The following is a 26,046-nucleotide window of genomic DNA, read 5'->3' as shown; positions in this document are numbered from 1 at the left end:
GGGATCCGGCGCTTTTTGTCATTCAGCGGACAGCTTGTTAAGCAGCGGCTGCAATTCGTTCAGGCTGGCGATCTCGAAGCTTGGCACGATCTCGTCGCCGCGCACGGCTCCGTGACGGTTAATCCAGATCGAGATCATCCCGACGCCGTTCGCGCCCTTGATATCGGTCGTCAGCTTGTCGCCGACCATGACGCAATCTTCCGCCTGCAGCCCAAGGCGCCCAAGCGCATGCGCGAACAGCTTCGGAGACGGCTTGCCTTCCCCGAACTGACCGGAAATGACGATCTCGTCGAAATATGGGATCAACTCCGGTGTCATCGCAAGCTTCTCCTCCTGCAAATCCGGAGAACCGTTCGTAAGGAGAAGTAGTTTGTAACGGCTCTTGAGCGCATCAAGCACCTCGAACGTTTCCTCGTAGGCGAGCGGCAGCTTCCGGCGATGCGCCGGAAACTCCTCCGCAAGCTTGGCGCCGAGCACCGGATCGTCTACGCCGAGCGCCTTGAGCCCGCGCGTCCAAGCTTCCCGCCTGTAGTCCGGCACGATCGCCTCCATCCGCCTGAACATTTCATGCTCTCCGGCCTTGAAGTTCCCCCATAAACCCTCAAACGGGTTGATCCCGATCATCTGCGTGAAAGGAAATGTCTCGTATGTCTCGTATAGCGCGCGCGCTTCGCGTCTTACCGCCTCCTCCAAAGCTGCCGCATCGACGCCGGCTTCCTGCGAAGCTAGCTCGCATGTCGCCTCGAAGGCTTGCTTTACGCTTCGATCATCCCAAAGCAGCGTATCGTCCAAATCGAACATAACCGCTTGAATCTTCATTCCCGTCCATCTCTCCCGTGCGCGATTCTTGAAAAGCATTATTAAAGTGATTCTAGCTACTCGCTCCTTACTTAGCGCGCGTCTCCCACTCGACCTGATGCTGACCTGCGAATTCCTTGAGACGAACTGACATCGCGTCCAGCGGGTACCGGTTCATCAGCTTGGAGAACACCCAGTTGCCGCCTTTGACCGGTTCGATGACGATGTAGCCAGGCATCTGAACGATCTTCCGCACTTCGAGCGGCTTAAGCGTCTTGTATCCCGCAAATCTGCGCGTCTCCAGCCTGTCCTTCGAGACGGCCAGATACGGCCTGCGCAGGAAGTAAAACACGGCGAGCAGCACATAACAACCGACCGTCGCCCAGAACATGCCTGCGCTTTGCTCAAAACTTGCAGACCACGGCTTGAACAATAGAATGTAGAATACGATCAGAAGCACGAGCGTGAAGGGCATGATGAGGCTTCTGCCTTTAAACCGGTCAATCTGGGCCGCAGGCGCGGATAAGCTTTGTTTGCCCTCTTTTTTGCGGCGTTTGTTGATTTCCTTCGTATTGCGCTGTACGGCGCGTTCCCATGAACGTGACACTGCATACCCTCCTATGTATAGGCAAAGCCGGCTTTAAGCCGGCTTTGCCGCGTTGCCGCATGAATAAGACCGTCCATTCAACCGTTTATGACATTAATTATTTGAAGCTGCTCACGGGCGCTTCAATGCTTTATCGTATCTTCCGGCGGTTCGTCGGTCCATTCGATCTGATCGAGCTGCTGCCTGAAGTTTCGTTTGAAGTTGTCCAGATAAACCTGACGCAGCTTTTGCCGCTCGACGGCTTCATCCTCGGTCAATCCCATCGTCTTATGTTTATGTGCCAACTCGTTAATCCGAGCGATCAGCTTGTCGAATTCCATAGGGTCACCTCCCGTGTTGCCTCTTCTAATTTGACATTATCGGAAGGGGAATGTCAAGGCGAGGCTAAAGCAAAAAAGACCGATATGCATCGGTCGATTAAGGTTAGTCTATTCAAGTTAAATCCGTAATGCGAATCATTCGGGGATGGGAACATACATTCCTATCGAATAGAGTCGGACAGCTTGGCCGGAAGGACCAGGCGTTGACCTGAAGCGATCGTGGATGAAGTCAATCCGTTGCGCTTCATAATCAGATGTACGGCCTCAATCGTCTTCATGCGGGAAGGCTTGGCATTCTCCGCGATCGACCATAACGTGTCTCCGCTGTCGACCGTAACGGTCGCTTCATATGCTCCAGCTTGACGAACGGCGTCGGGCTCGGCCGACGCAGTCATCATGGACAACCCCGCATAGATCAGCAGCGCGACGATCGGAATCAGAAACAGCCGAAGACCCTTAAAGGAGAAAAGCGATTGAAAACTGAGCGCCGAGGCCGTTCTCTTGGCTCGAGCGGTCGGAGCGGGCGTTCGCTCCGGCCCCAGCTTTCCATTCATATATGTATGCCCTTGAGATTTAAGCGAATCCGAACCGAGTAGTTGTACTTGTACCATCTCATCCACCCCAAACGTTTGTTCTGATAAGAGAATATCACGAACATATGTTTGAGTCAACGGTTTTTACGAACACAGGTTCTCTAAGAACGAATGTTTGTACGAACTCCGGTTCTGTGTTATAATTTGTCATATGAATTTTTAAGTCAGTAGGAGGGCTTCGAGGTGTCGAAGATGTCCAACCGTCAATCCGCCATATTGGAATTCATCAAGAACGAAGTCAAGGACAAAGGCTATCCCCCATCGGTGCGCGAGATCGGCGAAGCCGTCGGACTCGCTTCGAGCTCTACCGTGCACGGTCATCTCGACCGTCTTGAAAAGAAAGGCCTGATTCGCCGGGACCCGACCAAGCCGCGCGCAATCGAGATTACGGACGGCGAACAAGATCCCGTCATCCAGTTCGCGCAGTCCGTTCGTCAGGTCCCGCTCGTTGGCAAGGTCACGGCAGGCGTACCGATCACCGCGACGGAGAATATCGAGGAGTACTTCCCGCTCCCCGCCCAGATGGTCGGCGAGCAGACGGTATTCATGCTCTCCGTCAGAGGCGACAGCATGATCGACGCCGGCATCCACAGTGGCGATTACGTCATCGTACGCCAGCAGCAGACGGCTACCAACGGCGATATCGTTGTGGCCATGACCGAGGAAGACGAAGCGACGGTCAAGACGTTTTACAAGGAGCGCGACCACATCCGCCTCCAACCGGAGAACACCACGATGGAGCCGCTGCGCTTGAACAACGTCAGCATTTTGGGCAAAGTCATCGGTTTAATCCGCAGCATTCGTTAATCGTTCTTCGCCCCCATCCCATTTTATAACAAAGAAGCCTCGGCATCGCTAAGCGATCGCCGAGGCTTCTTCGTTGATGCCGAGTATCAATAAGTCGTCAAATACTGATCCCGCTCCCATTGGTGAACCTGAGTGCGATAAATGTCGTATTCGATTTCCTTCATTTCATAAAAATGCGTGAGCGCGTGATCGCCGAGCGCCTCGCACACAACCTCGTCGCGCAGCATCTCGGAGAGCGCTTCGCGAAGGTTGAGCGGCAGACTCGGAATGCCGGCGTCGATCCGCTCTTCGTCGCTCATGACGTAGATGTTGCGGTCTACAGGCGCCGGCAGCGCTGTCTTGTTGCGAATACCGTCGAGTCCTGACTTCAGCATGACCGCAAGCGCCAGATACGGATTGGCAGCCGGATCCGGGTTGCGAACTTCGACGCGCGTGCTCAGTCCGCGGGATGCCGGAATGCGGATCATCGGGCTGCGGTTGCTCGCCGACCACGCGACGTAACATGGGGCTTCATAGCCCGGTACGAGGCGCTTAAACGAGTTGACGGTCGGATTCGTAATGGCGGCCATGCCGCGAGCGTGCTGCAGAATACCGGCCATATAGTGACGCGCCACTGTGCTTAGACCGAGACGGTCGTTCGCATCGTAGAACGCATTTTCCGAGCCCTTGAACAGCGATTGATGGCAGTGCATGCCCGAACCGTTCATGCCGTAAAGCGGCTTCGGCATAAAGGTCGCGTGCAGGCCGTGCTTGCGAGCGATCGTCTTGACGACCAGCTTGAACGTCTGGATCTGGTCGGCCGCCTTGATGGCGTCCGCATATTTGAAGTCGATCTCGTGCTGCCCCGGTGCGACCTCGTGGTGGGAAGCTTCGATCTCGAAGCCCATCTCCTCGAGCATAAGCACGATGTCGCGGCGGCAATTCTCGCCGAGGTCGGTCGGCGCGAGATCGAAGTATCCGCCCTGGTCGTTGAGCTCGGTCGTCGGGTTGCCTTTCTCGTCGGTCTGGAACAGGAAAAACTCAGGTTCCGGTCCGACATTAAACGACGTATAGCCGAGTTCCTCCGCCTCTTCGAGCGCACGCTTCAAGATGCCGCGCGGATCGCCGGCAAAAGGCGTGCCGTCAGGCATATAAACGTCGCAGATGAGACGCGCGACGCGATCTTCCGTAACCCACGGGAAAACGACCCACGTATCGAGATCCGGATACAAATACATGTCGGACTCCTCGATCCGGACATAGCCTTCGATGGAGGAGCCGTCGAACATCATTTTGTTGTCCAACGCCTTCTGGAGCTGGCTTACGGGGATTTCCACGTTTTTGATGATGCCCATCAGATCGGTAAATTGCAAGCGAATGAAGCGTACGTTTTCTTCCTTGGCAATCCGAATGATATCCTCGCGCGAGTAGCTCATGACAGCCTCCTAGTATGGTCGTTGTAGGTACAGCTACTTGTTCTTGTAAAAGCGGGACAGTTCGCCCTGAATGAGCGACACTTGGCCCGGGCGCTTGTTGCCCGACATGATCTGCTGCTTCAGCATGCGGTGAAGCTGGGATTCGGACAGCTCTCGGCGCTTGACCTCGGACAGCTCGTTGATGATCGTCCCGTCGTCCGCGCTCTCTCCTACCGGGTTCATCACCTGCTTGATACCGGCGATGTTGACGCCCTTCTCGATCAGCGCTTTGATCTCGAGCAGTCGCTCGACGTCGTTAAACGAGAAAAGCCGCTGATTGCCCGCGGTCCGGGCAGGCTGAATCAATTCGTGTTGTTCGTAGTATCGTATTTGCCGGGCGGTCAGATCGGTCAGCTTCATGACAATGCCAATCGGGAACAGCGCCATATTTCTGCGTATTTCGTCGCCAGCCATTTCGTATCAACCTTCCATCTGGGCGCGGAATTTGCAACCACTTCCATTGTAGCCCGGGCCGCAAAACATGTCAAGGAATGTAAGGTTTAATTCCAATGAGCATACGCAGCCGTTTGTCAGGCTTGGCTATTGGTCCCGCCGAACTGACATCCCGCCTAGCATGCCGCGCTCGCGCAGCGTCTCCCAGGCTTCGCGTACGGCCAATTTAACGTGCGCATAGGTTAACCCGCCTTGCATATAAGCGATAAAAGGCTCGCGGATCGGCGCATCCGCGGACAGCTCCAGGCTGCCCCCTTGAATAAAAGTGCCCGCAGCCATTATGACCGGATGCTCGTAGCCGGGCATGTCCCACGGTTCGGGAACGACGTGCGCATCTACCGCGGCTGCGCGCTGGACGGCTTGAACGAATGCGATCAGCGGGGCTTCCGAGCCGAAGGAAATCGCCTGGATGAGATCGGTGCGGGGCTCGTCCCAACCGGGTTTGGTCTCGAAGCCTAGCTGTTCAAATACGGCCGCAGCAAAAATGCTCCCCCGGACCGCTTGCGAGACGAGCAGCGGAGCCAGGAAAAGTCCCTGGTAGATCGACCGCGTCGTGCCGAGCATCGCGCCGACTTCCGCGCCGATACCGGGCGCGGTCATACGAAAGGCCGCCTGCTCGACCAGTTCCCGCTTGCCCGCGATATATCCGCCGCTGGCGGCAAGCCCGCCCCCCGGATTTTTGATGAGCGAACCGGCGATCAGATCCACGCCGACCTCGCACGGCTCGCGGTCCTCCGTGAACTCGCCATAGCAATTATCGGCGAAAATGACGGCGTCCGGCTTTATCTGTCGCAGCCTGCGGATCATATCCGCGATCTGGTCGATCGTAAACGACGACCGCCATTCATAGCCGCGTGAGCGCTGGATCGCGAACACCCGCGTACGCGGCGTCACGGCCGCGGCGACCGCCCCGAAATCCACGCTGCCGTCTGCGAGCAGAGGAATCGACGTGGCTTGGATCCCCCAGTCGGCAAGCGACCCGATACCGTCTCCCGGCTTGCCCACAACCTTGCGAAGCGTGTCGTACGGCTCGCCGGTCACGAACAAGAGTTCGTCGCCAGGACGCAGCACGCCGAATAGCGCCGTCGAAATCGTATGCGTTCCCGAAGCAAAATGAGGCCGCACCAGTGCGGCCTCAGCTCCGAACACATCCGCATACACGAGATCCAGCACCTCGCGCCCTCTATCGTTGTAGCCGTAGCCCGTCGAGGAGGCGAAGTGGTAATCGCTCACTTTATGCCTGCGGAAGGCGCGAATAACCTTCCAGTTGTTCCTTTCGCCGATCCGGTCCGTCTCCGCGAACCGGCCGGCCGCGAGCGTCTCCGCCCGGTCGGCCAGCTGTTGCCATTCCTGTTCCGTTTCCCGATAGCCCTTGCCGTCGACATTCGACTTCATGTTTTCCTGCTCCCATTTCCGAACCGGTTCGCGCTTACGATTAGACCGAATTCATGTTTTCGTTTTCTGCAAGATGGTTTTCGATAAAATAAGTTTCCAGCGATCTTCCGTATTTCTCCAAATCGGCCGGATTGATGCGAAGCTTGAGCAGCAGTCGGTCCTCATCCGTGCCTTGTTCGAGCACTTCGCCTACGCGATAGGCGAGCGCTGCCAGCTCGCCGCGTTCAGCCGGGAGCGAGAGCAACCGAACATCGCCCAGGAGCTTGTCCTCGATGCGCCGTAAGAGCGTCTCCATGTCCCGCGCGCTGAACGCGCTGACGCGCAGCGCGTTGGGGCCGCCTGCGAGCAGTCCGATCGCCGCAGGCGGACATTCGTCAATCTTATTGTAAACGAGCAGCGTCGGCTGACCGCCGGCGCCGAGCTCCGACAGCACCTCGTCGACAACCGCCCGCTGCCGGTCGCGCATCGGAGACGAAGCATCTACGACATGGAGCAGCAGGTCCGCTTCATTAACTTCTTCGAGCGTCGCCCGGAATGCCGCCACCAGATCGTGCGGCAAGTTCTGTATAAAACCGACCGTATCGGTGAGAAGCACTTCCTTGCCGCTAGGCAGCGCGAGCGCGCGGGAAGTCGGATCGAGCGTTGCGAACAGCTTGTTCTCGGCAAGCACGTCTGCGCTCGTAAGCTGCTTGAGCAAAGTCGACTTCCCGGCGTTCGTATAACCGACAAGGGCAACCTGGACGACGCCGTTTTTTTTGCGGCGCTCCCTGTGGAGCTTGCGGTGGGCCATCACGCCTTCGAGCTGCCGCTTGAGCTCGGTGATGCGATTGCGAATGTGACGGCGGTCCGTCTCGAGCTTCGTCTCGCCCGGTCCCCGCGTTCCGATGCCGCCGCCGAGCCGGGACAGATTTTTTCCTTGTCCGGACAATCTCGGCAGCAAATAGGACAGCTGGGCCAGCTCCACCTGCAGGATGCCTTCCCGCGTCTTGGCTCTGCCCGCGAAAATATCGAGAATCAGCTGCGTGCGGTCGATGATCTTGACGTCCAGCTCTTCTTCGAGATTGCGTACCTGCACGCCGGACAGCTCCTGGTCGAAAATGGTCGTCGTCGCCTCTTCTTCGGCAATTCGCGCCTTCAGTTCCTGGGCTTTGCCCTTGCCCACGAACCATCTCGTATCCGGGACGTCCCGGTTTTGCATCATGCGTCCGACGACTTCGACGCCGGCGGTATCGGCCAGATTCGCCAGTTCGTCCATCGAATGCTCCGGATCCGCGCCCGACTGGCGTACGGCGTCCGTAACCAGACTGACGAGCAGCGCGCGCTCGCCATGATCCGCTCCCGTATCGTAAGAATTAGGCTTCATTTTTCTATCGGCTGCCTCCAGTGCTTCGATTCGTCTCCCTATACTATACCCGCAAGAAGGCACTCTAATTGAAACCCCAGCCGAATGCCGGACCCGCCGGCGTCCCTGCCGCAGGCAGCGGCTTCAGGTCCTCCGGCCGAATGCCCACCAGCTCCTGTCTCGACGGCGAAGCCGACGGATACTGCTGAAGCAGCCGCACCGCCTGGTTGCGGATCGCGCGTTCGAGCATGTTGCGCACATATCGGGCGTTGCTGAACGGATGCCCCGTCGCCTCTTTCTCCTGCAGCACGTTCTGTTTGAGCTTGGCGACCGCCTGGGGCAGCAGCACGTAATCGCGCTCTCTTGCCATCCCTTCGGCGATCTGAAGCAGCTGATCCACGCTGAAGTCGGGAAAATCCATCTGGATCGGGAACCGGGATGGAAGTCCCGGATTCGTCATCATGAACATGTCGATCTCCATCGGATATCCCGCGAGGATCAGTACGAACTGATTGCGATGGTCCTCCATCGCCTTGACTAGCGTATCGATCGCTTCCTTGCCGAAATCCTTTTCCCCGCCTCGGGCAAGAGAGTAAGCCTCGTCGACGAACAGAACGCCGCCGAGCGCCTTCTTTACAAGATCCCGCGTCTTTTGCGCGGTATGGCCGATATATTCGCCGACCAGGTCTGCGCGTTCGACCTCGACCAGATGACCTTTGGTCAGCAGCCCCATGCTCTGGAAAAGCTTGGCGAGCAGCCTGGCGACCGTCGTCTTGCCCGTGCCCGGATTGCCTCTGAAAATCATATGGTAGACGTGCGCCTGGCTATGAAGTCCCGCATCGCCCCGGTATTGGGCGATCTGCAGCAGCGCGTAAATCTCGTAGACGAGCTCCTTGACATTATCGAGTCCGACCATGCGCTCCAGCTCCTGCTGCCAGATGGCCCACGGGCCGGAGGACGGCAAACCGCGGCTGGCGGCCAGCGCTTCCGGACTTGTGGCAGCGCCGGACGACGCCGCTTCCTGATTGCGAAGCACCACGTTGATCTGTCTGGCGGGCCTCGCCGCGGCGGCGCTATCCCGCTCGCCCTGCGCTCTAGCGTTCATGAATGGCTCACACCCCGCAGACGAAAAGTCGGCGCGAACGCCGCACTATCAGTCTATTCGAGCCGGCCATGCAACATGCAACCGCACGTTCAGAGCCACTTTTGAAGCAGCCATTTGGTATAGGCCAACACTTCGCGCGTCCGATGATAAGCCATGTTCATCGCTTTAGAATCGGTCACGCTGACCTGCGGTCGCTCGTAGTCGAGCGCCTTTGCAATGTCGAGCGACCTGGATCCGTGATATTGATGCGTGACAATTACGGCGGTATGCCACCCGTGCGCCTGCATGATCGCTTTGGAAAATTTCAGATTTTCGTACGTGCTTGTCGCCGCAGGCTCGATAAATATCGCCGAAGCAGACACGCCCCGCTGCCGCAAATAATCGCGCATGCCCTCCGCTTCGGTCAGCGCGGCGCCTCCCGCGTCAAGTCCGCCCGTAACGATAAAGCGGCTGAATACGTTCGCCTTATAGAGCGACACAGCTTGATCGAGACGCTCCTGCAAACCCGGGCTCGGTTTGTCGTTCCACAAGGACGCGCCAAGCACGATCCCGACATCGGATTGGGCGGGCAGTCCCTTCGCCGGTTCGCCATCGAATCGCCAGATGACGACAAAAAGGCTGCCGCACCAAAGAAAAAGCGCCAGCACGCCGGCGCTAACCACATAGGCGGCCGCTCGAAGCCGCCTCCGACGCGCTCGGCCGACGGCTTCGACCGGGCTAGGTAAGTGATTCCCGCCCCCGCTCACGGCGTACCGCTCTCCCAGCCGAGACGCTCGAGAAACAACTTGCGATGCTTGAGGCTCATATCGAAGTAAGGAAACTTCTTTTGCCGAATCAGAGACAGCAAGCGCTGCGCAGTCCGGTGGGCCATCGCCGAATCGCGCGGCGTAATATGACCGTCGTCAAGCGCCTCCTCCAGCTCATCCTCGTCCAGCAGCAGCGTCTCGCCGGTAGGCAGCACGACGATGTCGAGATACAAGTCGTCGAACCAGGGCACCTGTTGGTCGGTCAATCCCTGCGTCTTGCAAATATCGATGTACCACTGTACGACCTGGCCGCGCTGATCGAACATCGTCGTCACGACGAAATGCTCCCCGCGCGGGTAATGCTGCGTCCACAGGTATCCTTTGTCCGCAAGGCACATCCGCTTCCCGTTGTATTCCTTCCAGAGCGGGTCGCGCAGGTCTTGAATCCGGTACAGCGTCACAAACCCGCGGAAATAAGGTTCGTCCATGGGAATGCAGGCATAGTTTTTTTTCAAGATGCGGCGCCAGTTGGCCCGGTCGGAAAATTTTCGTTTCATAAATCCTCTCTCGTTCACGATAATCAGGTTTACACAAAGCTTACCACAACTTGCCTTCTTGAACCAGTTAAGCCTCCTAATGACTGCAGCAAGCATGAGACGCTTACGGCCCCCTCTAAATTTATCGCAGGGCTTTGCTCATCCTGACATGCAAAATGCCGGCATCGTAAAACGGTTCGGCAGAAATCGTCGTATAGCCAAGTTTTTCATAAAAGGGCTCCGCGCTGCACTGCGCATCCAGAACCGCGCTATCGTATCCCAAAGCGGAAGCGTCCTCCTCCATGGCGGACACAAGAAGACGACCGATCGAACGGCCGCGATAGGGAAGCCTAACCGCGATGCGCTGCAGCTTGGCAACGCCTGGTTCAAAGGCTTTCCAGCGCCCCGCAGCCACCGGCTCTCCCTCGTCCGTCACCAGAAAGTGTCTGCAAGCGGAAGGGGATTCATCGTATTCGTCAACTTCTTCGTCGGACGCAACGCCTTGCTCCTTGACGAATACGTCCATGCGTAGGGCCAATGCTTGCTCCAGCTCGCTTTGCTCGGTTACCAGTTTGCTCTTCATTCCGTTTCCTCCTGCCGTTTCTCTCTATAATGAACCTATTTTGTACAAAAAACGAAAAAAAGACAAGCGCGAGCGCGCCTGTCTCTAAGTTAAGCTTGCTTATGGGGCGACCGTCTCGGTAGTATCGGCCGCGCCCCCCGTATCGGGTTGATTTTTATTGTTTTTATCGTTTTTATGATTTTTCTTGCCGTTCTGATCGGCCGTGTCCGTCTGCGTCGGCAGCACGCTCGGCGTAGCCGTCGCCCGTGCGACCGGACCTGTCGACTCCGTCGATTGAGGAGTCGACGACGGAGTCGGTGTTGGCGTTGGCGTCTGCGAAGGCGGAGCCGTATCGGTCGGCTGCCCGCCGTCCGGCGTTTGTTCGCCTTGATCTCCTCCGTTACCGTCGTCCGGGGTATTCGTGCTCTCCGGCGGGAGCGATTCTGTCGGCTCGCCAGGCGTTTCGGTAGGCGTCGGCGTCGGTGTCGGCTCCAGCTCGGACGTCACCTCTACGGTCACGCGATTCGATTCCGCCCCTTCCGTGCCAGCGTTCGGATCGTACGGCTTAACGTAATACGTATAGGTCGTATCCGGAAGAATCGACGGGTCGTCGGCCGACGGCGTCACGGACTCGACCAGCAGCTTGAACTCGTTCTCTCCGCTTGCCTGGCGATAGATCTTGTACGTGATATTGTCGCCCGGCACCGCTGTCCAGTTCAAAGCCACCGATACCTGCTGGGAGTCGTAAACGCCGGTCAAATCCGTGATCGCCGAGTTTGCCGTAGTCGTTGGCGTCGGCTGCTCCTGCGCCTGATCCGGCACGGGAAACGACTGCTTCTTTTTGCCCTCGAGCGCCTTGGTCATCACCTTGGAGAACAGCGCTGCAGCTTGACCGCTGCTCTTTTTGACATAGTGGTCCTTGTCGGTCTTGTCGTAGCCCATCCAGACGGCCGCGGTGTATTCCGGCGTGTACCCGACGAACCAAACGTCGCGATTGCCGCTGGAACTGACGCCTTTGAGCCCAAGCTGCGTCGTCCCCGTCTTGCCCGCGACGGTCCGGCCGCCGATTTGCGCTTTCGTACCGGTACCGCCGCTCACGACCCCCTTCATGATCTCGGTCACGTAATAGGCGGTCAACGGTTTAATTACCTGATTGTCGCCGGGCGACTTGAACGAATAGACCGTTTTTCCCGAAGCGTCGTTAATCTTCAGCACGGCGTGCGCGTCCTGCAGCTGTCCGCCGTTGGCAAAGGCGCCGTATGCGCGGGCCATCTGAACGGGCGTCACGCCGTTGGTCAGGCCGCCGAGCGCGATCGCCAGATTGTGCTTGTCTTCGTCGCCCAGATCGATACCGAGCTTGCCGGCGAACTTGACGCCCGTCGAAAGACCGATCTCGTTAAGCAGCCAGACGGCAGGCTGGTTGCGCGACTCGCGAATCGCCTCCTTCATCGAGACGGCGCCGATATACTTCTTCGCGTTGGAGTCCGTCGGGCAATAGGTGCCGTTGCCGTAACAGATCTTATCGTCGCGGAGGGTCGAATCGGGCGTATAATCGCCCGTCTCGAGCGCCGGTCCGTACGAGACGATCGGCTTGAACGAGGAGCCCGGCTGACGGCGGCTTTCTACGCGGTTCAATCCGCTCTTCTGATAATCACGGCCGCCGACCATCGCCTTGAGCGAACCGTCGTGCTGGTCCATGATGACCATCGCGCCTTGAATCGGCGTATCGTCCTCGCTTTTCTCGAAGTTGGAATCTTTGGAAAACTCGCTTTCCATCGCGCTTTGAGCGTCCGTATCGATCGTCGTGTAGATCGTGTAGCCGCCCGACAGAAGCTCTTCTTCCGTCAGATTAAGCTTTTGGAGCGCTTCGTCGATCGCATAATCCGTGTAACTGGCGAACTTGCTCGTGCTTGTCATCGCCATCGTCGGCTTGTAGACGATCTCCGCGGCCGCTGCGCGTTCTTCTTCCGTAATAAGCCCTTGATCCGCCATGAGCCGCAGGACGACGGCCCGCCGTTCCATGGAGTTGTCCGGATGCTTGTAGGGGTTGTATATGCTCGGCCCTTTCGGAATCGCGGCTAGCGTAGCGATCTGCCAGGTCTTGAGCTGATCGAGATCGCCGACGCCGAAGTAATATTTTGCAGCCGTCTTGATTCCGTATTGTCCGTTGCCGAAGTAAATCCGGTTCAAGTACAGCTCTAAAATCTCTTCCTTGGTCTTGTGCCGCTCGAGCGCGAGCGCGATCGACGCTTCCGTGCCTTTGCGGAACCAGGTCTTGTCCGCGTTCAGGAACAGGTTGCGAGCGAGCTGCTGGGTAATCGTGCTGGCGCCTTCGACCATGCTGCGGGCGACGACGTCCTTGGCAAGCGCACGGCCGATACCGAACAGGTCGACGCCGCCATGCTCGTAGAACCGTTTGTCCTCGACCGCCACGAAAGCGTCGCGCACGGCTTGAGGAATGTCCTTGTATTGCACGTATTCGCGGTTGCCGCCCGCGATCGATATTTTGGCAATCTGGTTGCCGTTCGCGTCTGCGACGATCGTCGAACGGTCGAGATCGAGCTTGTTGAGGTTGGCCGACAATATGCGTTCGCCGTTCAAAATGACGAGCAGGTACGCGACCGCGGCGGCGAGAACGGCCAGTATTGCAAGGCAGATGATCCAAATGAGCGCGACTTTGCGACGCCCGCGCTTGCGTGGCGGCTTGCCGCCTTTCCCGCTGCGGGACGATTTCGGTGCTGACTGAGCCAATGGCTTTCTCCCCTTTTACAGTACGTTTTTCTCTGTCTATACCATACCCGCTCAAAAGAAGAACAACCCAAGTGTTGGGTTGCCCTGTGGCCTGGCTATTCAATTAGACGCTCAAGGGGGGTGAAAGGTTTCGTTTTGGGGGCTACGCGCGCCTATGGGTCAAGCGTTGGCTCCCGCGTCCTGCTGCTGAAGGGATACGTTGCGCTGCGGCATAAACGTGCTGATGGCATGCTTGTATACCATCTGCTGCCGGCCGTCGCTATCGATGACGATCGTGAAGTTGTCGAAGGCGCGGACGACGCCGCGAATCTGGAAACCGTTGGTTAAATAAACGGTGACGGGCACGCTATCCTTGCGCAGTTGATTCAGAAACGTATCCTGGATGTTTATGGACTTGTTCATTACCGGTATCCCCCATCGCCATTAATTTCTTGTATAAGCTTATATTCAAAGCTCATTTAAACTTTCCTGCTATTATAGCATAGATCATTGGCAAAAGATCGGTGATTTTTGCGGCGGCGTTCGTATCGATCCAAACCAGGTCCTGCATATGGCGGAACCAGGAGAGCTGTCGCTTGGCGAAGCGCCGCGTATCCCGCTTGAGCATCGTGACCGCATCCTCGTACGCGGCGCGGCCCTCGATGTATGCGGCCATCTCCTTGTACCCGAGCGCCTGCATGGAAACGGACGAGGAAGGCAAACCCGCCGCCAGCAGTCCCCGCACTTCCTCCTCCAGTCCTTGCGCAAGCATATCGTCGACCCGATCGTCGATGCGCGCGTAGAGCTTGGCCCGATCCATATGAAGCCCGAGCAATGCTAGGTTGTACGGCGATTCCTTGCGGTCACCGCGCGCCTCGCCGAGCTGCTCCGACGCCGGACGCCCGGTCGCGGCGTGGATCTCAAGCGCGCGAATGACGCGTCTTACGTCGTTGGGATGCAGCTTCGCCGCGGTCGCCTGATCGACGGCGGACAGCTTCCGATGGAGCGCTTCGGGTCCTTCGGCGTCGGCGATCGCCTGCATCGACTCGCGAAAAGATGAATCGCCGCCCGTCGGCTGGAATCTGAATCCGTAGCATACGGATTCGACGTACAGCCCCGTACCTCCGACGATGAAGGGAATGCGTCCGCGGCTATGAATGTCGCGGATCGCCGCCTCGCAGGCGGCCTGGAAGTCCGCCGCCGAAAAAGGCTCGGCCGGATTCTGGATGTCGATCAGATGGTGCGGGACGCCTTCGCGCTCCGCGAGCGGCAGCTTGGCCGTGCCGATATCCATCCCTTTGTATACCTGCATCGAATCTCCGCTGATAATCTCGCAATCGAACGTCTTGGCGATGGCGAGACTCGCCGCCGTCTTGCCGACGGCGGTCGGCCCGACCAGCGCGATGAGCGGAGGCTTGTTGTTCGTCATTGAATCTCGATCACTCCATAATCCACGGCCGAATAGGAAGTCCGTACGCGCCGGAACCCGTGCCGTTCGAATTCGCCGCTCGTCTTGTGGTCCTTCAGCACGACGATGCGGCGGGCCACCCGCCGCGCCTCCCCGATCGCCTCGACGGCGAGAGACCGGTCCTCCGCATGGGCCCGAAGCGGCCTTAAGGAGGCCGAACCCGGGACGGGCTTCGCGAACATCGGATCGAAGTACACGATATCCGCGCTGCGATCGGGCATTGCTCGCAGCGCTCGCAAATGCTCGCCGTACTCCATTTTTACTCTGCGCATCGCTTCGTCGAGCTCGCTCAAGCCGCTGGCGTAAGCCCGCAAGCCTTCTCTTACGATTACATACAGGATCCGCGACGCTTCGACGGCCGTCACGCTGCCGGCGGCGCCCGCTGCGTAAGACAGGACCAGCGCGTCGGCGCCCAGGCCGGCGGTGCAATCGACGATAGCATCGCCGGTCCGCACGCCTGTCGCGTCGACAAGCGCATCGTGGCCCCCCTCGAGCAGGCGCTTGACTCTGATGAGCGCCATGCTCGGATGGTAAAAAAGCGGCTCCGCGCCATCCGCGGCGTATCTCAACCCTTGAGGCCCCGCGATAAGGATGCCGTGCGCAGCTTCCGGAAATTTCCGGGCGAGGCCTGCGAGCGTCTCGCGGCGGCGCTCGGCGAATCGGCAGCCGAGTTCGTCCGCCAGTCGGCGGGCGTAGACGACCAGCGCAGCGTCCGGCTTTTCCGCGGTCGTGACGATCAAGACATCACCCGCTTGAACATTTTCTCGAGCTCGTACGTCGTGAAGCTGACGACGATGGGCCGTCCATGCGGGCAGGTATAAGGCTGCTTGCAGGCGGCCAGCCTGCGAAGCAGCGTCTCGCCGGCCTCGCGCGACAGCGCTTGATTCGCCTTGATGGAAGCTTTGCAGGAGCACAGAATCGCCGCCTTCTCGCGAATCTTGTGAAGGTCGATGCCGCGCTCCTTCAGAATCCACTCCGCCATCTCCCGTACAATGTCCGACTCGTCCCCCTCGGGGAGCCAGTGCGGTACGGCCCGTACGATAAAGGTATTGCCTCCGAAGTCTTCCAAATATACGCCAGCGAGCTCGAACCAGGGGAGCTTGCCGCGAATGGCCGCGTATTCGTCCGGCGCGAAGGACAGTGTGACGGGGAGCAGCAGCTCCTGGCTTGCGGCCGCAGGATCGCCGAATTTCTCGTAGTAGATCTCGTAATGGATGCGCTCATGCGCGGCATGCTGATCGATCAGGTACAAGCCGCTGTCGTTTTGGGCGACGATGTACGTGCCGTGTAGCTGTCCGATCCAATAGAGCTCGGGAAATTCGGGCTTGGTCTCCGCGGACGGGGCTCCGAACGCCGCACGCCACACCTGGTCGGAAAGCTTGCCCGGCTCCTTCCCCCTTCCTCTATCGCTCCACGGATCGCGCGCATGCGCTGTATAGCCGTCGCCGGACGGACGCGTCTCGCGAACCGATTCCTGGCGGACGCCAGGCGACTGAACGACGGAAGAAGCGGCGTAAGACGATTGGTCTGGAGCGTTATCCCGTTTTCTTTCCCCGTAAGCCGGCATAATTGAATCTTTGTCCTTGGGCGAAGCCGAAGATCCGACGGACCGGCGGTCCCAAGAACGCGCCGGGGGCGCTGTGGGTTCAGCCGCAACAACCTCTCCGTTGGAGTCGGGCTCCGGACGCTCCGCCGTTGCTTGGTCGCCTTCAGGCTGCCGATCGTCCGGCTTGCTTACGGTTTCCGACTCCGAAGTTGATACCGATTCCGCGTCGACCGGCGGAAGCTGGAACCGGATCTGCTCCTGCTGCCACGTCTCCGGCTTTGGCTTGCGAACGGCCGTCCCCGAAGGGATATAGGCATACGATTGGAGCGCCTCCTTAACGGCGGCCTCCACGAACGCGCGCAGCTCGGTTTCTTTGCTGAACCGAACCTCGAGCTTTGCGGGATGAACGTTCACGTCCAACAGCGAAGGATGCATCCGCAGATGCAGCACGGACAACGGATAACGATTGATCGGCAGCAGCGTATGATACGCCTGAAGCAGCGGCTGGACGACGGCCGGACTGCGTACGAACCTTCCGTTGACGATGACCGTCACCGCGCTGCGGCTTGCGCGCGTCTCGATCGGCATCGCGGTCAGCCCGGACAGCGAGAAATCCGGACCGTCCGCCTGCACCTCCAGCATCGCCTTGGCCGGTCCCGAACCGTAAATCGCCGCGACGACCTGTCTCAGATCGCCGTTTCCCGGCGTCCGCAACAGTACGGAGCCGTTGTGCGAAAACGTAAACGCAACATCCGGACGCGCCAGCGCCTGCCTGTATACGACGTCGGACAAATGCGACAGCTCCGTCTGAATCGTGCGCATGTATTTGAGCCGTGCCGGCGTATTGTAAAAGAGCTCGCTAACGGACATATCCGTGCCTCTCGGCGAGGCCGCGTCCTCATGTCGCTTGACCGTGCCGCCTTCGATCTCGAGCAGCCGGCCGAGGCCACCGGACTCGGAGGCGCTCAGGCAGCGGACTTTGGCGACGGATGCGATACTCGGCAGCGCCTCGCCCCGGAAGCCCAGCGTCGAGATCTGAAACAAGTCGCGTCCGCTTGCGATCTTGCTCGTCGCATGCCGCTGGAAGGCAACGAGCAGGTCGTCCGGCTGGATGCCCGCTCCGTCGTCCACGACCCGGATCAGGGACAAGCCGCCTTCCTCCGCAGTAATGTCGACATGTCTAGCGCCGGCGTCGACCGCGTTCTCGATAAGCTCCTTCAGCACGGAAGCCGGACGCTCGACCACCTCTCCGGCCGCGATCTGGTTGGATAAATGCTCGTCCAGCTGGATGATGATCCCCAAAACGGTCCCTCCTTCCTAACGTTAGGCTGCGTTCGTCAAGCCGCCGAATCGTACAGCGTGACCGTGCCGTCGCCAACGGCTGCCCAGGTCAGGTTGGAGAACCATTTGGACAGCAGGCGGACGTCGATATAACTGACGCCGTTTTTGACGATGACATGGCTGTCCGAGGCACCCAGCCGGTACGTCGCTTCGCCCTTTGCGAACACGATCTGCTTGGCCTGGGGATCGTAGCTCAGCTTGGCTTCGGAGGCGACGGCCCCGAGCCTCGAGCTGACGTACCAGACGCCGTTTTTCTTGACGACGGAGCCGGCATCGGCCGACCGGATGCCGTTGACGACGAGCGCGCCTCTGCCTACGGTAAGACGGACGTCGCCGCCACCAGCAAGCCGGTAAGCCGTAAGGAGCTGCTGAAGGCCGCCCGCCACGGTGACGTCAGGCGTCAGTCCGACCTTGTCCACCTTTTTGCCTCCCGGCGTCTTGTACTCTTGCACGGTCACCTTAAGCGTGCCGCCCGACTCGACGGGAATGAGCTGCTGGATGACGCCTTTGCCGTACGTCTTCGTACCGACCAGTTTCGCGATGCCGTACTCCTGAAGGGCGCCGGACAAGAGCTCGGTCGCGCTCGCGCTGCCGCCGTCGACGAGAATATAAACGGGATAGCTGCGGCTCACGCCGTGCAGCTCGATCGGCGTATCCTTGCCGTCGCGGTCCGCTACGTGCGCCAGGATGCCGTCCTTGACGAACAAAGCCGCGATCTGTTGGGCTTGATCCACATAGCCGCCGCCGTTGCCTCGCAGATCGACGACAAGAGACGACATTCCTTTGCCTTCGAGCGACTGCAGCTGCGTCTTGAACTTGGCGCCCGCATCCGCCGAAAAGGAATCGAGGCGCAGGTAGCCGACGCCGCTGCCCATCAGCCGGGATGTTGCGACAGGCAGCTGCACCGCGGACCTGGTCACCAGGAATTGCAGCTTGACCAGGCCCCGCTTGACGCCGATGTTGACGAACGTACCTTCCGTGCCTGCAGCCATGATCTGAATGGCGTCGATCGTCTTGCCCGCGGTCAGCACGCCGTCGATCGAGACGAGCGCGTCGCCCGGCATCAGCCCGGCTTTATAAGCCGGACTGTCCGGAACGACGTCCTCCAGATAAACGATGCCGTCGTCCTGCGACATGACGATGCCGATCCCGACGAACGATTGATTGATTGCGTTCGAGAAGCTTTGCAGCTCCTCCGGCGAAAAGTACTGCGTATACGGATCGCCGAGCGCGTCGATCATCGCATCGATGCCGGACTCGCCCAGCTTGTCGTCCGTCGGCTTGCTGATATGGTATTCTTCCAGCAGCTGTCGCACTTCGTTGACTTGGTCCTTGGTAGCGGCTCCGGCGCCGACAGGCAGCCATAGGACCGACAGGGCCAAACACAGCGTTGCCTTGAGCAGCAAGCTTGCCGTTCTTCGTTGTCCTTTCAAATTCAGTCCCCTTTTCCGATCAATTGATTGCGCGCGTCGTTCAGCCATTCCAATGCCTGCAACGGCGTCATGCGCATGACATCGAGCTTGCGCATCTTGTCGAGCAGCTTGTCCGCTTCGGGCGTCCGCGTCTTCGCGGCCTTTCCCTCGGCGGCAGCCGCGGCTTCCTCGAACATCGACAGCTGCTGCACGCCGCCCGCCGGCCTTGCTGCGGACGGCTCGCGCTCGGCAACGATCGGCTGCGCGGCTTCCAGTGACGGTGCCGGGACTGCCCCTTCGTACGCCGGAGTCCGGCCCGGGCTCGGCGAAGCTTCGGCGCCGCCACGCTCGCCGGCTGTCCTGATCGGCCCCGTCCCTGCGGCTTCAAGCAGACCGTAAGCTCTCGACACGATCGAATCCGGCAGGCCGGCGAGCTGCGCGCAGTAGATCCCGTAGCTTGAATCCGCCGCGCCGGCTACGAGCTTGCGGAGGAAGGTGACGCCGTCCGAGCTCTCCTTGACGGCCATGCAGCCGTTGCGCAGCCCCCCGAGCGTCTCCTCCAGATGGGCCAGCTCGTGGTAATGCGTGGAGACGAGCGCCTTGCAGCCGATCCGGTCGTGCACGTATTCGATGACGGACTGGGCGATCGCCATGCCCTCGTCCGTCGATGTGCCGCGGCCGAGCTCGTCGATGATGACCAGGCTCCGCGCCGTCGCCTGCTCCGTCATGATCTGGATGTCCTTCATTTCGACCATGAACGTGCTCTGTCCGCCCACGAGGTCGTCGGCCGCGCCGATCCGCGTGAAAATGCGGTCGACCATCGGCAGCTCGGCCCGGGTTGCGGGCACGAAGCAGCCGATCTGGGCCATGATGCAGATCATCGCGACCTGCCTCATATACGTGCTCTTGCCCGCCATGTTGGGACCCGTGATGAGAAGGATCGGACCGCCTTCGCGCGTCAGCGAGGCGTCGTTCGAGATATAGGCGCTCCCTTCGGTCACGGCTTCCACGACGGGATGCCGGCCGCCGGTTACGTTCAGGTCGTAGCCGTCGCTCCACGTCGGCCTGACATATCGCCGCTCCGCGCTGACCTCCGCCAGCGACTGCAGCGCGTCAAGGCTCGACACCCGCTCGGCCAGACGCTGCAGGCGCGGAATATGAAGGGCGATCTCGTCACGGAGGGCGGCGAACAGCTCGTACTCCAGATCGATCATGCGGTCCTCGGCCTCGAGGATGAGCGCCTCCTTCTCCTTCAGCTCCGGCGTCACGTAGCGCTCGGCGTTGGCGAGCGTCTGCTTGCGCTCGTACCGGCCCTCGGGCAGCGTGCCCAGATTGGCCCGCGTCACTTCGAGATAATAACCGAACACCTTGTTGAACCCGATCTTCAGCGACTTGATGCCCGTCGCCTCGCGCTCCCGCCGCTCGAGCTCGGCGATCCAGGTCTTGCCGTTCTTGCTCGCTTCGCGCAGCTCGTCCAGCCGCTCGTGGAAGCCCGGCCGGATCAATCCGCCTTCGCGAACCGACACCGGCGGCTCGGAGGCGATCGCGTCCGCGATCGCCAGCGCCAGATCCTCGCAGGCGTCGAGCGACTGCGACAGGACGGCGAGCGGCCCCGAGCCGAGCTCCGCGCAAATGTCCTTGAGCGCCGGGATGCGCGATAGCGACGCACCGAGCGCGTTAAGATCTCGCGCGTTGGCCGTGCCATAGGCGATCCGCCCGACCAGCCGTTCCAGGTCGTAAATCTCCGACAGCGCGGCGCGCAGATCCTCCCGCAGCATCCAGTTGCCGTGCAGCGCCTCGACCGCGTCGAGCCGCTCGTCCGCCGACGCCCGGTCGAGCAGCGGCTGGTCGATCCAGCGCTTCAGCTGGCGCGCGCCCATCGCCGTGCGCGTGCGGTCGAGGAGCCACAGCAGCGAGCCCTTGCGGGCGCGGTCGCGCACGGTCTCTGTCAGCTCGAGGTTGCGCCGCGTGAAGGCGTCGAGCGCCATGAATTGCTGCGGGTCGTAGCTCTTGACCGCTCGCACGTGGGCAAGCGACCGCTTCTGCGTATCGCCGAGATATTCCGCAAGGCGGGCGACGGCGAGCTGTCGCACCTGCTCGTGTCTGTCCCATCGCTCTTCAGGAAACTGTACGGCGAGCCGCTCGCCCGGGTCCTGCGTCTGCGCCCTGACCGTCGTAACCAAGGCTCTGCCCGACGCCAGGGACGCCTCCTCCAGAATAGCCAGCGCCCGCTCATCGCCGACGGCTTCGGCCGGACGGTATACGTTCAGCTCGTTTTTAACCGACTCCGCCGACGCCGCGAACGATGTCACGTACATCTCGCCGGTCGTCAGATCGCAGGCCGCAAGGCCAAACCGGCCGTCCAGCTCGGCGGCGCCGACGATAAAGTTGTTCGCACCGCCCGCCAGCGACTTCGTCTCCATCACCGTGCCGGGCGTGACGATCCGCACGATCTCGCGCTTCACGACGCCTTTGGTCGCCTTCGGATCTTCGACTTGCTCGCAGATCGCGACCTTGTAGCCCTTGTCCACCAGTTTCGCTATGTAACCTTCCGCCGAGTGATGGGGGACGCCGCACATCGGAATGCGCTCTTCCTGTCCCGCTCCCCTGCCGGTCAGCGTAATCTCAAGCTCCCGGGACGCCGTTAGCGCGTCTTCGAAAAACATTTCATAGAAATCGCCCAGTCGGAAGAATAAGAGCGCGTCCTTCGCTTCTTCCTTCACGGACAAATACTGCTGCATCATCGGGGTATAACCGGCCATAGAATCCTCCAATTGTCGCTCTGAACTCATCGATCTATTATACCAAGCTTTACGAGGTTCGTCGTGGTCGGCGCAGAAACTGGAAGAAAGTAGGTCATGCGGCCTAGCGCGCATCAAAAAAGCGGCAGCGCCTCTTCGTCGGCCGCTTGCCGCTTGCCGCCTGCTGGCTGCCGCTTGCCGTTTACCATCTACCACTTCTTGCCCTCAACCATCTACCGCCTGCCCTCTACCATCTACCGCCTGCCCTCTACCATCTACCGCCTGCCCTCTACCATCTACCGCCTGCCGGCTGCCCTCTACCATCTACCGCCTGCCGGCTGCCATCTACCGCCTGCCGGCTGCCGCTTGCCGTTTACGACCCAGAACCCTCGCTATCGCGCAAAAGTGCATGTTATCTTCCCCGAATTAGCGAAAACGCGTAAGTTCGGGATCAAAATCCTGCAATTTTGCGCCAACTTCCGTCATTCCCTCGTTCCATCATTCCGGAATCCGCCAACCGCGCCGAATATCCACGCTTTCGTCCCAAACCTTGCCCGCTTCGATGGCATCGAACAGAAATCCGACAGCCTCGCCGTATCTCGCATAAGCCGGCAGCGATTCGAGCGCGACGCGCACGGCTGCGGCCGCACGCCGCAGCGGCGCCAGGTTTCCATCGTAGTAGGCGTCGCGCAGCGCGTCGTCGTCGAGCGGGCGGCTGCCGGACAGCTCGCGCGCATGCTCTGCCGCGAGCTTCGCAAGCGACAGGACACCGAGCGTTAGCCGCGGCGACACGAGCCAGCTCGGCGGCGTCCGGTATTCGAAGCCGCCGTGCGACTTCGTCCTGAAGTCGCCGAGCGCGCCGTAGCGCGGCCGACGGCGCCCGGCGCCGTCCGGCTCGAGCAGCCGCAGCGGCAGCGCAAGCGCGTTGTCGAGCGCCCGCAGCCGCTCGGCCGTAAGGGCAAGACCGCTGAAGTGCAGGTGCCCGCCCAGCGGCAAGCCCTTGACCGGCGCGGCGCCCGCGCGCCACCGCAGCTTTGCGCCGGCCGTCCGCGCGGACGCGTCCAGCAGCAGGCGCCGGATGCGCTGCGTCAGCACGGCGGGGTCCCGCGCCGGCCGCGGCCGAAGCTCCGCGAGCGGCCAGCGCTGCACGCCCCGCAAGACGACCGAGTCGCTCCCGGTCCGCTCGCCCGGACCGAAATACCGCGACGCAGGCACGATCCGGCCCGCTTCCGTGAGCATGACAAACTCCGGATCCGCGCCGAGGAGCGCTTCCGGCCGGCTTCCCGCAGCCTCCTCCGACCACTGCGCGGCGAATTCGGCAGCGGCCTCTGTCAGCCTAAGCGCACCTGCTTCGTCGGGTTCCCCGATGGCCGCGTCCAAGCCGACGATGGTTCCGCGGCGGCCCGAACCGTCAACCTGCCAGGTGACGGTACCCAGCTCGAGCCCGAGCGAATAGATGGCGCGCGCGGAGGCTCTGCCCAGCCTGCGGGCCAGCTCGCGCCCGGACGCATGCGCGCCGGGCTCCGGGCGAACGATCGGCGCCGACAGGCCGAAGACGGTGACGACGTACGTTTGCGCCGGGACGCGGAGCACGCCTGTCGCCCCCTCGCTCCGTCGCCAGCCTGTGCGCCCGGCTGCCGCGGCGCCGCTTCGAATTGTCGCGGTCAAGCCCTCGCGGGCGAGCCGCCGGTCGAGCTCTGCTGGCTCGAGCGAACCGACTGCGCCCGCCGCCTCGTTCCAGGTCCAGGCCCCGGCATGTCCTGTCGCAGCGACTGCGTCGGTACGCGCAGGATCCGCCCCGCCGGCCGACAGCCTCACGATCACATCCGAAGGACCCGGACGACTGTCAACCGCAAGACGCTTCAGTCCCGCAGCCGCAAGCATCTCCCCGACCGCGCCTTTTCCGTCAATCCACACCGTCCCGAGCGCCATTTGGCTTTTTGAGCTGGCTTTGTCCGTGCCTGATTCAACGATACCGACGTCCCTTGCCTCGTCCATGCCGCGCTTCAAGCCGGATATCCGCACCCTCATCCCCCCCGAACAACACGGGAAGGGCCGTCCCGCCGACGGTTGTACGTCGAAGCCGGATGACCCTTCCCTGACTCTGTCCCTGCCCCTGCGCCGGGACCGCCGCCGGCTTCGCCTTCGGGCAGGAGCCCGAGCGATCCGCGCGATTTTTCCGGCATCGGGACGATTTTACCGAACGAAGCAGGCATCCGCCCTCGACACTTCCATCGCTTCTGCATAGACATAAGTATCGGCCGCAGCGGGCCGCTTACAAATCGTCTTCAAGCAGATCGGCATCGAGGTCTTCGTAATCGCCTTCGTCCAGCGCAAAGTCCGCATCCTTGCCGTCTTCAAAGTAGTTCGGATCAACGACCACGCATACTTTGGTCTCGGCGACCATCTCGACCGCGTATTCGCGCTCCACGCGAATAAGCACGGAAGTACCGCCTCCGCCGATCAACGCTTCCACGCAATTCGGTTCCTGCGTCGCATCCGCAGACACCTCTTCCGTGGAGCTGCGATGACGGGGGTCTACATACGAAAGCGGCACGAGCTCCGAGTACGAGACCGTCTCCTTGGCGACGTCGGTCTGGGAGTTCTTGTCGTACGAATACCAGATATTGATATCGTAAGACCCGACCACCTCGATGCCGTCACCCGAACGAACCGCTTCGTACTGGTGATTGATGATCCATGCCCCGAGAATGCTGGTGGGATGGTGCGGCGGCGTGACCGAATGGGTAATCGTCGAGAATTTGCGGCCCTTGCCGCATACTGCCTTCGTGATGATTTCCCTTCGCTGCAGCCGTTTATCCGCGAGCGTCATGCAATGACCTCCTCCATACAATCAATTCAATTAAAGTCTATGCAGGACATTCGTCTAGAGTGACAAAAACGTATCCTTGCATTGACGCTTCGTCTCTATGATTGTATGCCGGTCCTTGTTCATGAAGACCTGCGCATTTTCCCTCTGCTGCCGACGGTCAAAAATCGGCGGAGCTCTCTGCACAAATGCAGCAGCGCAGCCCGGATCTCGAACTCCTCGCGCGTCGCAGGCAGCGGCATCGCCTTGAACTCCCGCTCGAGCGCGTCGAGCGCGCGTTCAGTCTTGCCCTCGTAAAATTCGGACCTCACGTCATGCGTCAGCCTGTCGAACAATGAAGCGATCGCTTCGGACTGGGGCACGCTGGACGATACGAACGCGATGTTCTCCATCATCAGCTGAATCAAGTCGAGCTGCTCGCGCCGCATACCAAAGTACAGAAGCCAAGGCTCGTCCTGCCGGCTCAGCCGGTTTTCCTGCGAACGCTTGGCCGTCTGCATGCCTTCCTCGATGGCAGCTTCGGCCCTTAGCAGCTCGTCGCCGCCCCATACGGCCGCCGGATCGCGCAGAAATTTGGCCAGCTCGCCCAGCATCGCGACGAACAGATCCTCGGTCGTCTGGCGAAGCGACTCGAGCGACTTGCGCTGCTTCGGCATGTACGCGAGATTGAACGCCGTCGCCGAGCCGAGGCCGATCGCAAGCAGCGCCAGCTCCGTCCCGATCGTATGCCAGGACACGATCCCGTTATGGAACAGATGGAAGACGATGACCGAACCGGTGACGATGCCTTCCTTCATTTTAATGCGCGTGAGCAGCGGGAATGCGATCAGTATGTACAGCGCGAGCGTCCAGACGTGAAAGCCCGCCAGCAGGAACACGGCCGACGCGACGGCCAAGCCGATGACGGACGCCGCGAACCGCGCGTATACCGTCATGATGCCTCGCCAGCGTGTCGTATCGACGCCCAGGATGGCGAGGATGCCGGCCGCCTGCGCATTTTCCACATGCAGAAGCATCGCGATATATATGGCCGCCACGGTCGCGAGCGCCGTTTTCGTCACGCGCAGTCCGATCAGGCGTCGCAGGCCGCTTGCTTCCTTTGTCGCGCTCATGCCGTATCCCCCGATCGTTACGCGAATCTGATGCATCCATCGTAACCGTTCGGCAAAGAGACGTCAAAACAAAAACGGCTCCGAGGAGCCGTTGCGGGCGTTGCGCTGTTCCGGCGTCGTTTGCACGAAGTCGGAACAGCTCTTCTTT

Annotated in this window: 23 protein-coding genes; 1 reads left to right on the top strand and 22 read right to left on the bottom strand. The window is 60.4% G+C overall.

Translation table 11 applies throughout. The features are described 5' to 3' along the window. Positions 1-18: 18 nt before the first annotated feature. From KB449_RS11670 to KB449_RS11655, 4 genes are all read right to left on the bottom strand, one after another. Positions 19-819, bottom strand: coding sequence for an HAD family hydrolase (locus tag KB449_RS11670; RefSeq protein WP_282908534.1), 801 nt, complete (start codon positions 817-819; stop codon positions 19-21). A gap of 67 nt (positions 820-886) precedes the next feature. Beyond that, complete coding sequence (locus tag KB449_RS11665) at positions 887-1,405, bottom strand: hypothetical protein (protein WP_282908533.1); 519 nt, start codon at positions 1,403-1,405, stop codon at positions 887-889. Between the two features lie 122 nt (positions 1,406-1,527). Continuing rightward, positions 1,528-1,725: a DUF896 domain-containing protein gene (locus KB449_RS11660; RefSeq protein ID WP_282908532.1), complete on the bottom strand. Its 198-nt coding sequence runs from the start codon at positions 1,723-1,725 to the stop codon at positions 1,528-1,530. Between the two features lie 161 nt (positions 1,726-1,886). Continuing rightward, on the bottom strand, positions 1,887-2,279 hold the full coding sequence (locus tag KB449_RS11655; protein ID WP_282908531.1) for a LysM peptidoglycan-binding domain-containing protein: 393 nt from the start codon (positions 2,277-2,279) through the stop codon (positions 1,887-1,889). Between the two features lie 222 nt (positions 2,280-2,501). Here KB449_RS11655 and lexA point away from each other — a divergent pair, with 222 nt between their 5' ends. Further along, positions 2,502-3,125 carry a transcriptional repressor LexA gene (gene lexA / locus KB449_RS11650; protein WP_282908530.1) on the top strand — a complete coding sequence of 208 codons (624 nt, stop codon included), beginning with the start codon at positions 2,502-2,504 and terminating at the stop codon, positions 3,123-3,125. Between the two features lie 86 nt (positions 3,126-3,211). On the opposite strand, the gene glnA is transcribed toward lexA, so the two are convergent. From glnA to KB449_RS11560, 18 genes are all read right to left on the bottom strand, one after another. Next, positions 3,212-4,540, bottom strand: a complete 1,329-nt coding sequence (gene glnA, locus KB449_RS11645) for a type I glutamate--ammonia ligase (RefSeq protein WP_090112608.1) — start codon at positions 4,538-4,540, stop codon at positions 3,212-3,214. A 33-nt stretch (positions 4,541-4,573) separates the two neighbouring features. After that, entirely contained in the window at positions 4,574-4,993 is a 420-nt protein-coding gene (locus KB449_RS11640) for a MerR family transcriptional regulator (RefSeq protein WP_282908529.1), read from the bottom strand. A 126-nt stretch (positions 4,994-5,119) separates the two neighbouring features. Continuing rightward, positions 5,120-6,427, bottom strand: coding sequence for a methionine gamma-lyase family protein (locus KB449_RS11635; protein ID WP_282908528.1), 1,308 nt, complete (start codon positions 6,425-6,427; stop codon positions 5,120-5,122). Between the two features lie 40 nt (positions 6,428-6,467). After that, on the bottom strand, positions 6,468-7,790 hold the full coding sequence (gene hflX / locus KB449_RS11630) for a GTPase HflX (RefSeq protein ID WP_282908527.1): 1,323 nt from the start codon (positions 7,788-7,790) through the stop codon (positions 6,468-6,470). A gap of 64 nt (positions 7,791-7,854) precedes the next feature. Next, on the bottom strand, positions 7,855-8,874 hold the full coding sequence (locus KB449_RS11625; protein ID WP_282908526.1) for an AAA family ATPase: 1,020 nt from the start codon (positions 8,872-8,874) through the stop codon (positions 7,855-7,857). 89 nt (positions 8,875-8,963) lie between these two features. Next, the gene (locus KB449_RS11620) at positions 8,964-9,620 is read right to left on the bottom strand and encodes a YdcF family protein (protein ID WP_282908525.1); all 657 of its coding nucleotides are present in this window, start codon (positions 9,618-9,620) and stop codon (positions 8,964-8,966) included. Next, positions 9,617-10,177 (bottom strand): ribonuclease FAU-1 family protein, encoded by a 561-nt coding sequence (locus KB449_RS11615; RefSeq protein ID WP_090112617.1) that lies wholly within the window; start codon positions 10,175-10,177, stop codon positions 9,617-9,619. The genes KB449_RS11620 and KB449_RS11615 overlap by 4 nt, the downstream gene beginning before the upstream one ends. A gap of 121 nt (positions 10,178-10,298) precedes the next feature. Next, entirely contained in the window at positions 10,299-10,739 is a 441-nt protein-coding gene (locus tag KB449_RS11610; RefSeq protein WP_282908524.1) for a GNAT family N-acetyltransferase, read from the bottom strand. Between the two features lie 99 nt (positions 10,740-10,838). Continuing rightward, positions 10,839-13,469, bottom strand: coding sequence for a PBP1A family penicillin-binding protein (locus tag KB449_RS11605; protein ID WP_282908523.1), 2,631 nt, complete (start codon positions 13,467-13,469; stop codon positions 10,839-10,841). 159 nt (positions 13,470-13,628) lie between these two features. Then, entirely contained in the window at positions 13,629-13,871 is a 243-nt protein-coding gene (hfq, locus tag KB449_RS11600; RefSeq protein WP_090112621.1) for an RNA chaperone Hfq, read from the bottom strand. 52 nt (positions 13,872-13,923) lie between these two features. Beyond that, positions 13,924-14,877, bottom strand: coding sequence for a tRNA (adenosine(37)-N6)-dimethylallyltransferase MiaA (gene miaA, locus KB449_RS11595; RefSeq protein WP_282908522.1), 954 nt, complete (start codon positions 14,875-14,877; stop codon positions 13,924-13,926). Continuing rightward, entirely contained in the window at positions 14,874-15,656 is a 783-nt protein-coding gene (locus KB449_RS11590) for a class I SAM-dependent methyltransferase (RefSeq protein WP_282908521.1), read from the bottom strand. The genes miaA and KB449_RS11590 overlap by 4 nt, the downstream gene beginning before the upstream one ends. Beyond that, complete coding sequence (gene mutL, locus KB449_RS11585; RefSeq protein ID WP_282908520.1) at positions 15,653-17,764, bottom strand: DNA mismatch repair endonuclease MutL; 2,112 nt, start codon at positions 17,762-17,764, stop codon at positions 15,653-15,655. The genes KB449_RS11590 and mutL overlap by 4 nt, the downstream gene beginning before the upstream one ends. A 35-nt stretch (positions 17,765-17,799) precedes the next feature. Then, the gene (locus KB449_RS11580) at positions 17,800-19,236 is read right to left on the bottom strand and encodes a S41 family peptidase (RefSeq protein WP_282908519.1); all 1,437 of its coding nucleotides are present in this window, start codon (positions 19,234-19,236) and stop codon (positions 17,800-17,802) included. Positions 19,237-19,238: 2 nt separating this feature from the next. Continuing rightward, positions 19,239-21,977, bottom strand: a complete 2,739-nt coding sequence (mutS, locus tag KB449_RS11575) for a DNA mismatch repair protein MutS (RefSeq protein WP_282908518.1) — start codon at positions 21,975-21,977, stop codon at positions 19,239-19,241. A gap of 477 nt (positions 21,978-22,454) precedes the next feature. Beyond that, positions 22,455-23,981 (bottom strand): putative amidoligase domain-containing protein, encoded by a 1,527-nt coding sequence (locus KB449_RS11570; protein WP_282908517.1) that lies wholly within the window; start codon positions 23,979-23,981, stop codon positions 22,455-22,457. Positions 23,982-24,231: 250 nt separating this feature from the next. Then, the gene (locus KB449_RS11565; RefSeq protein ID WP_217595062.1) at positions 24,232-24,789 is read right to left on the bottom strand and encodes an outer spore coat protein CotE; all 558 of its coding nucleotides are present in this window, start codon (positions 24,787-24,789) and stop codon (positions 24,232-24,234) included. A gap of 119 nt (positions 24,790-24,908) precedes the next feature. Further along, positions 24,909-25,898: an aromatic acid exporter family protein gene (locus KB449_RS11560; protein WP_282908516.1), complete on the bottom strand. Its 990-nt coding sequence runs from the start codon at positions 25,896-25,898 to the stop codon at positions 24,909-24,911. Positions 25,899-26,046: the final 148 nt, after the last annotated feature.

It is taken from the genome of Cohnella hashimotonis, from assembly GCF_030014955.1.
Lineage (GTDB): Bacteria > Bacillota > Bacilli > Paenibacillales > Paenibacillaceae > Cohnella > Cohnella hashimotonis.
This window is presented reverse-complemented; position numbering and strand designations above follow the sequence as displayed.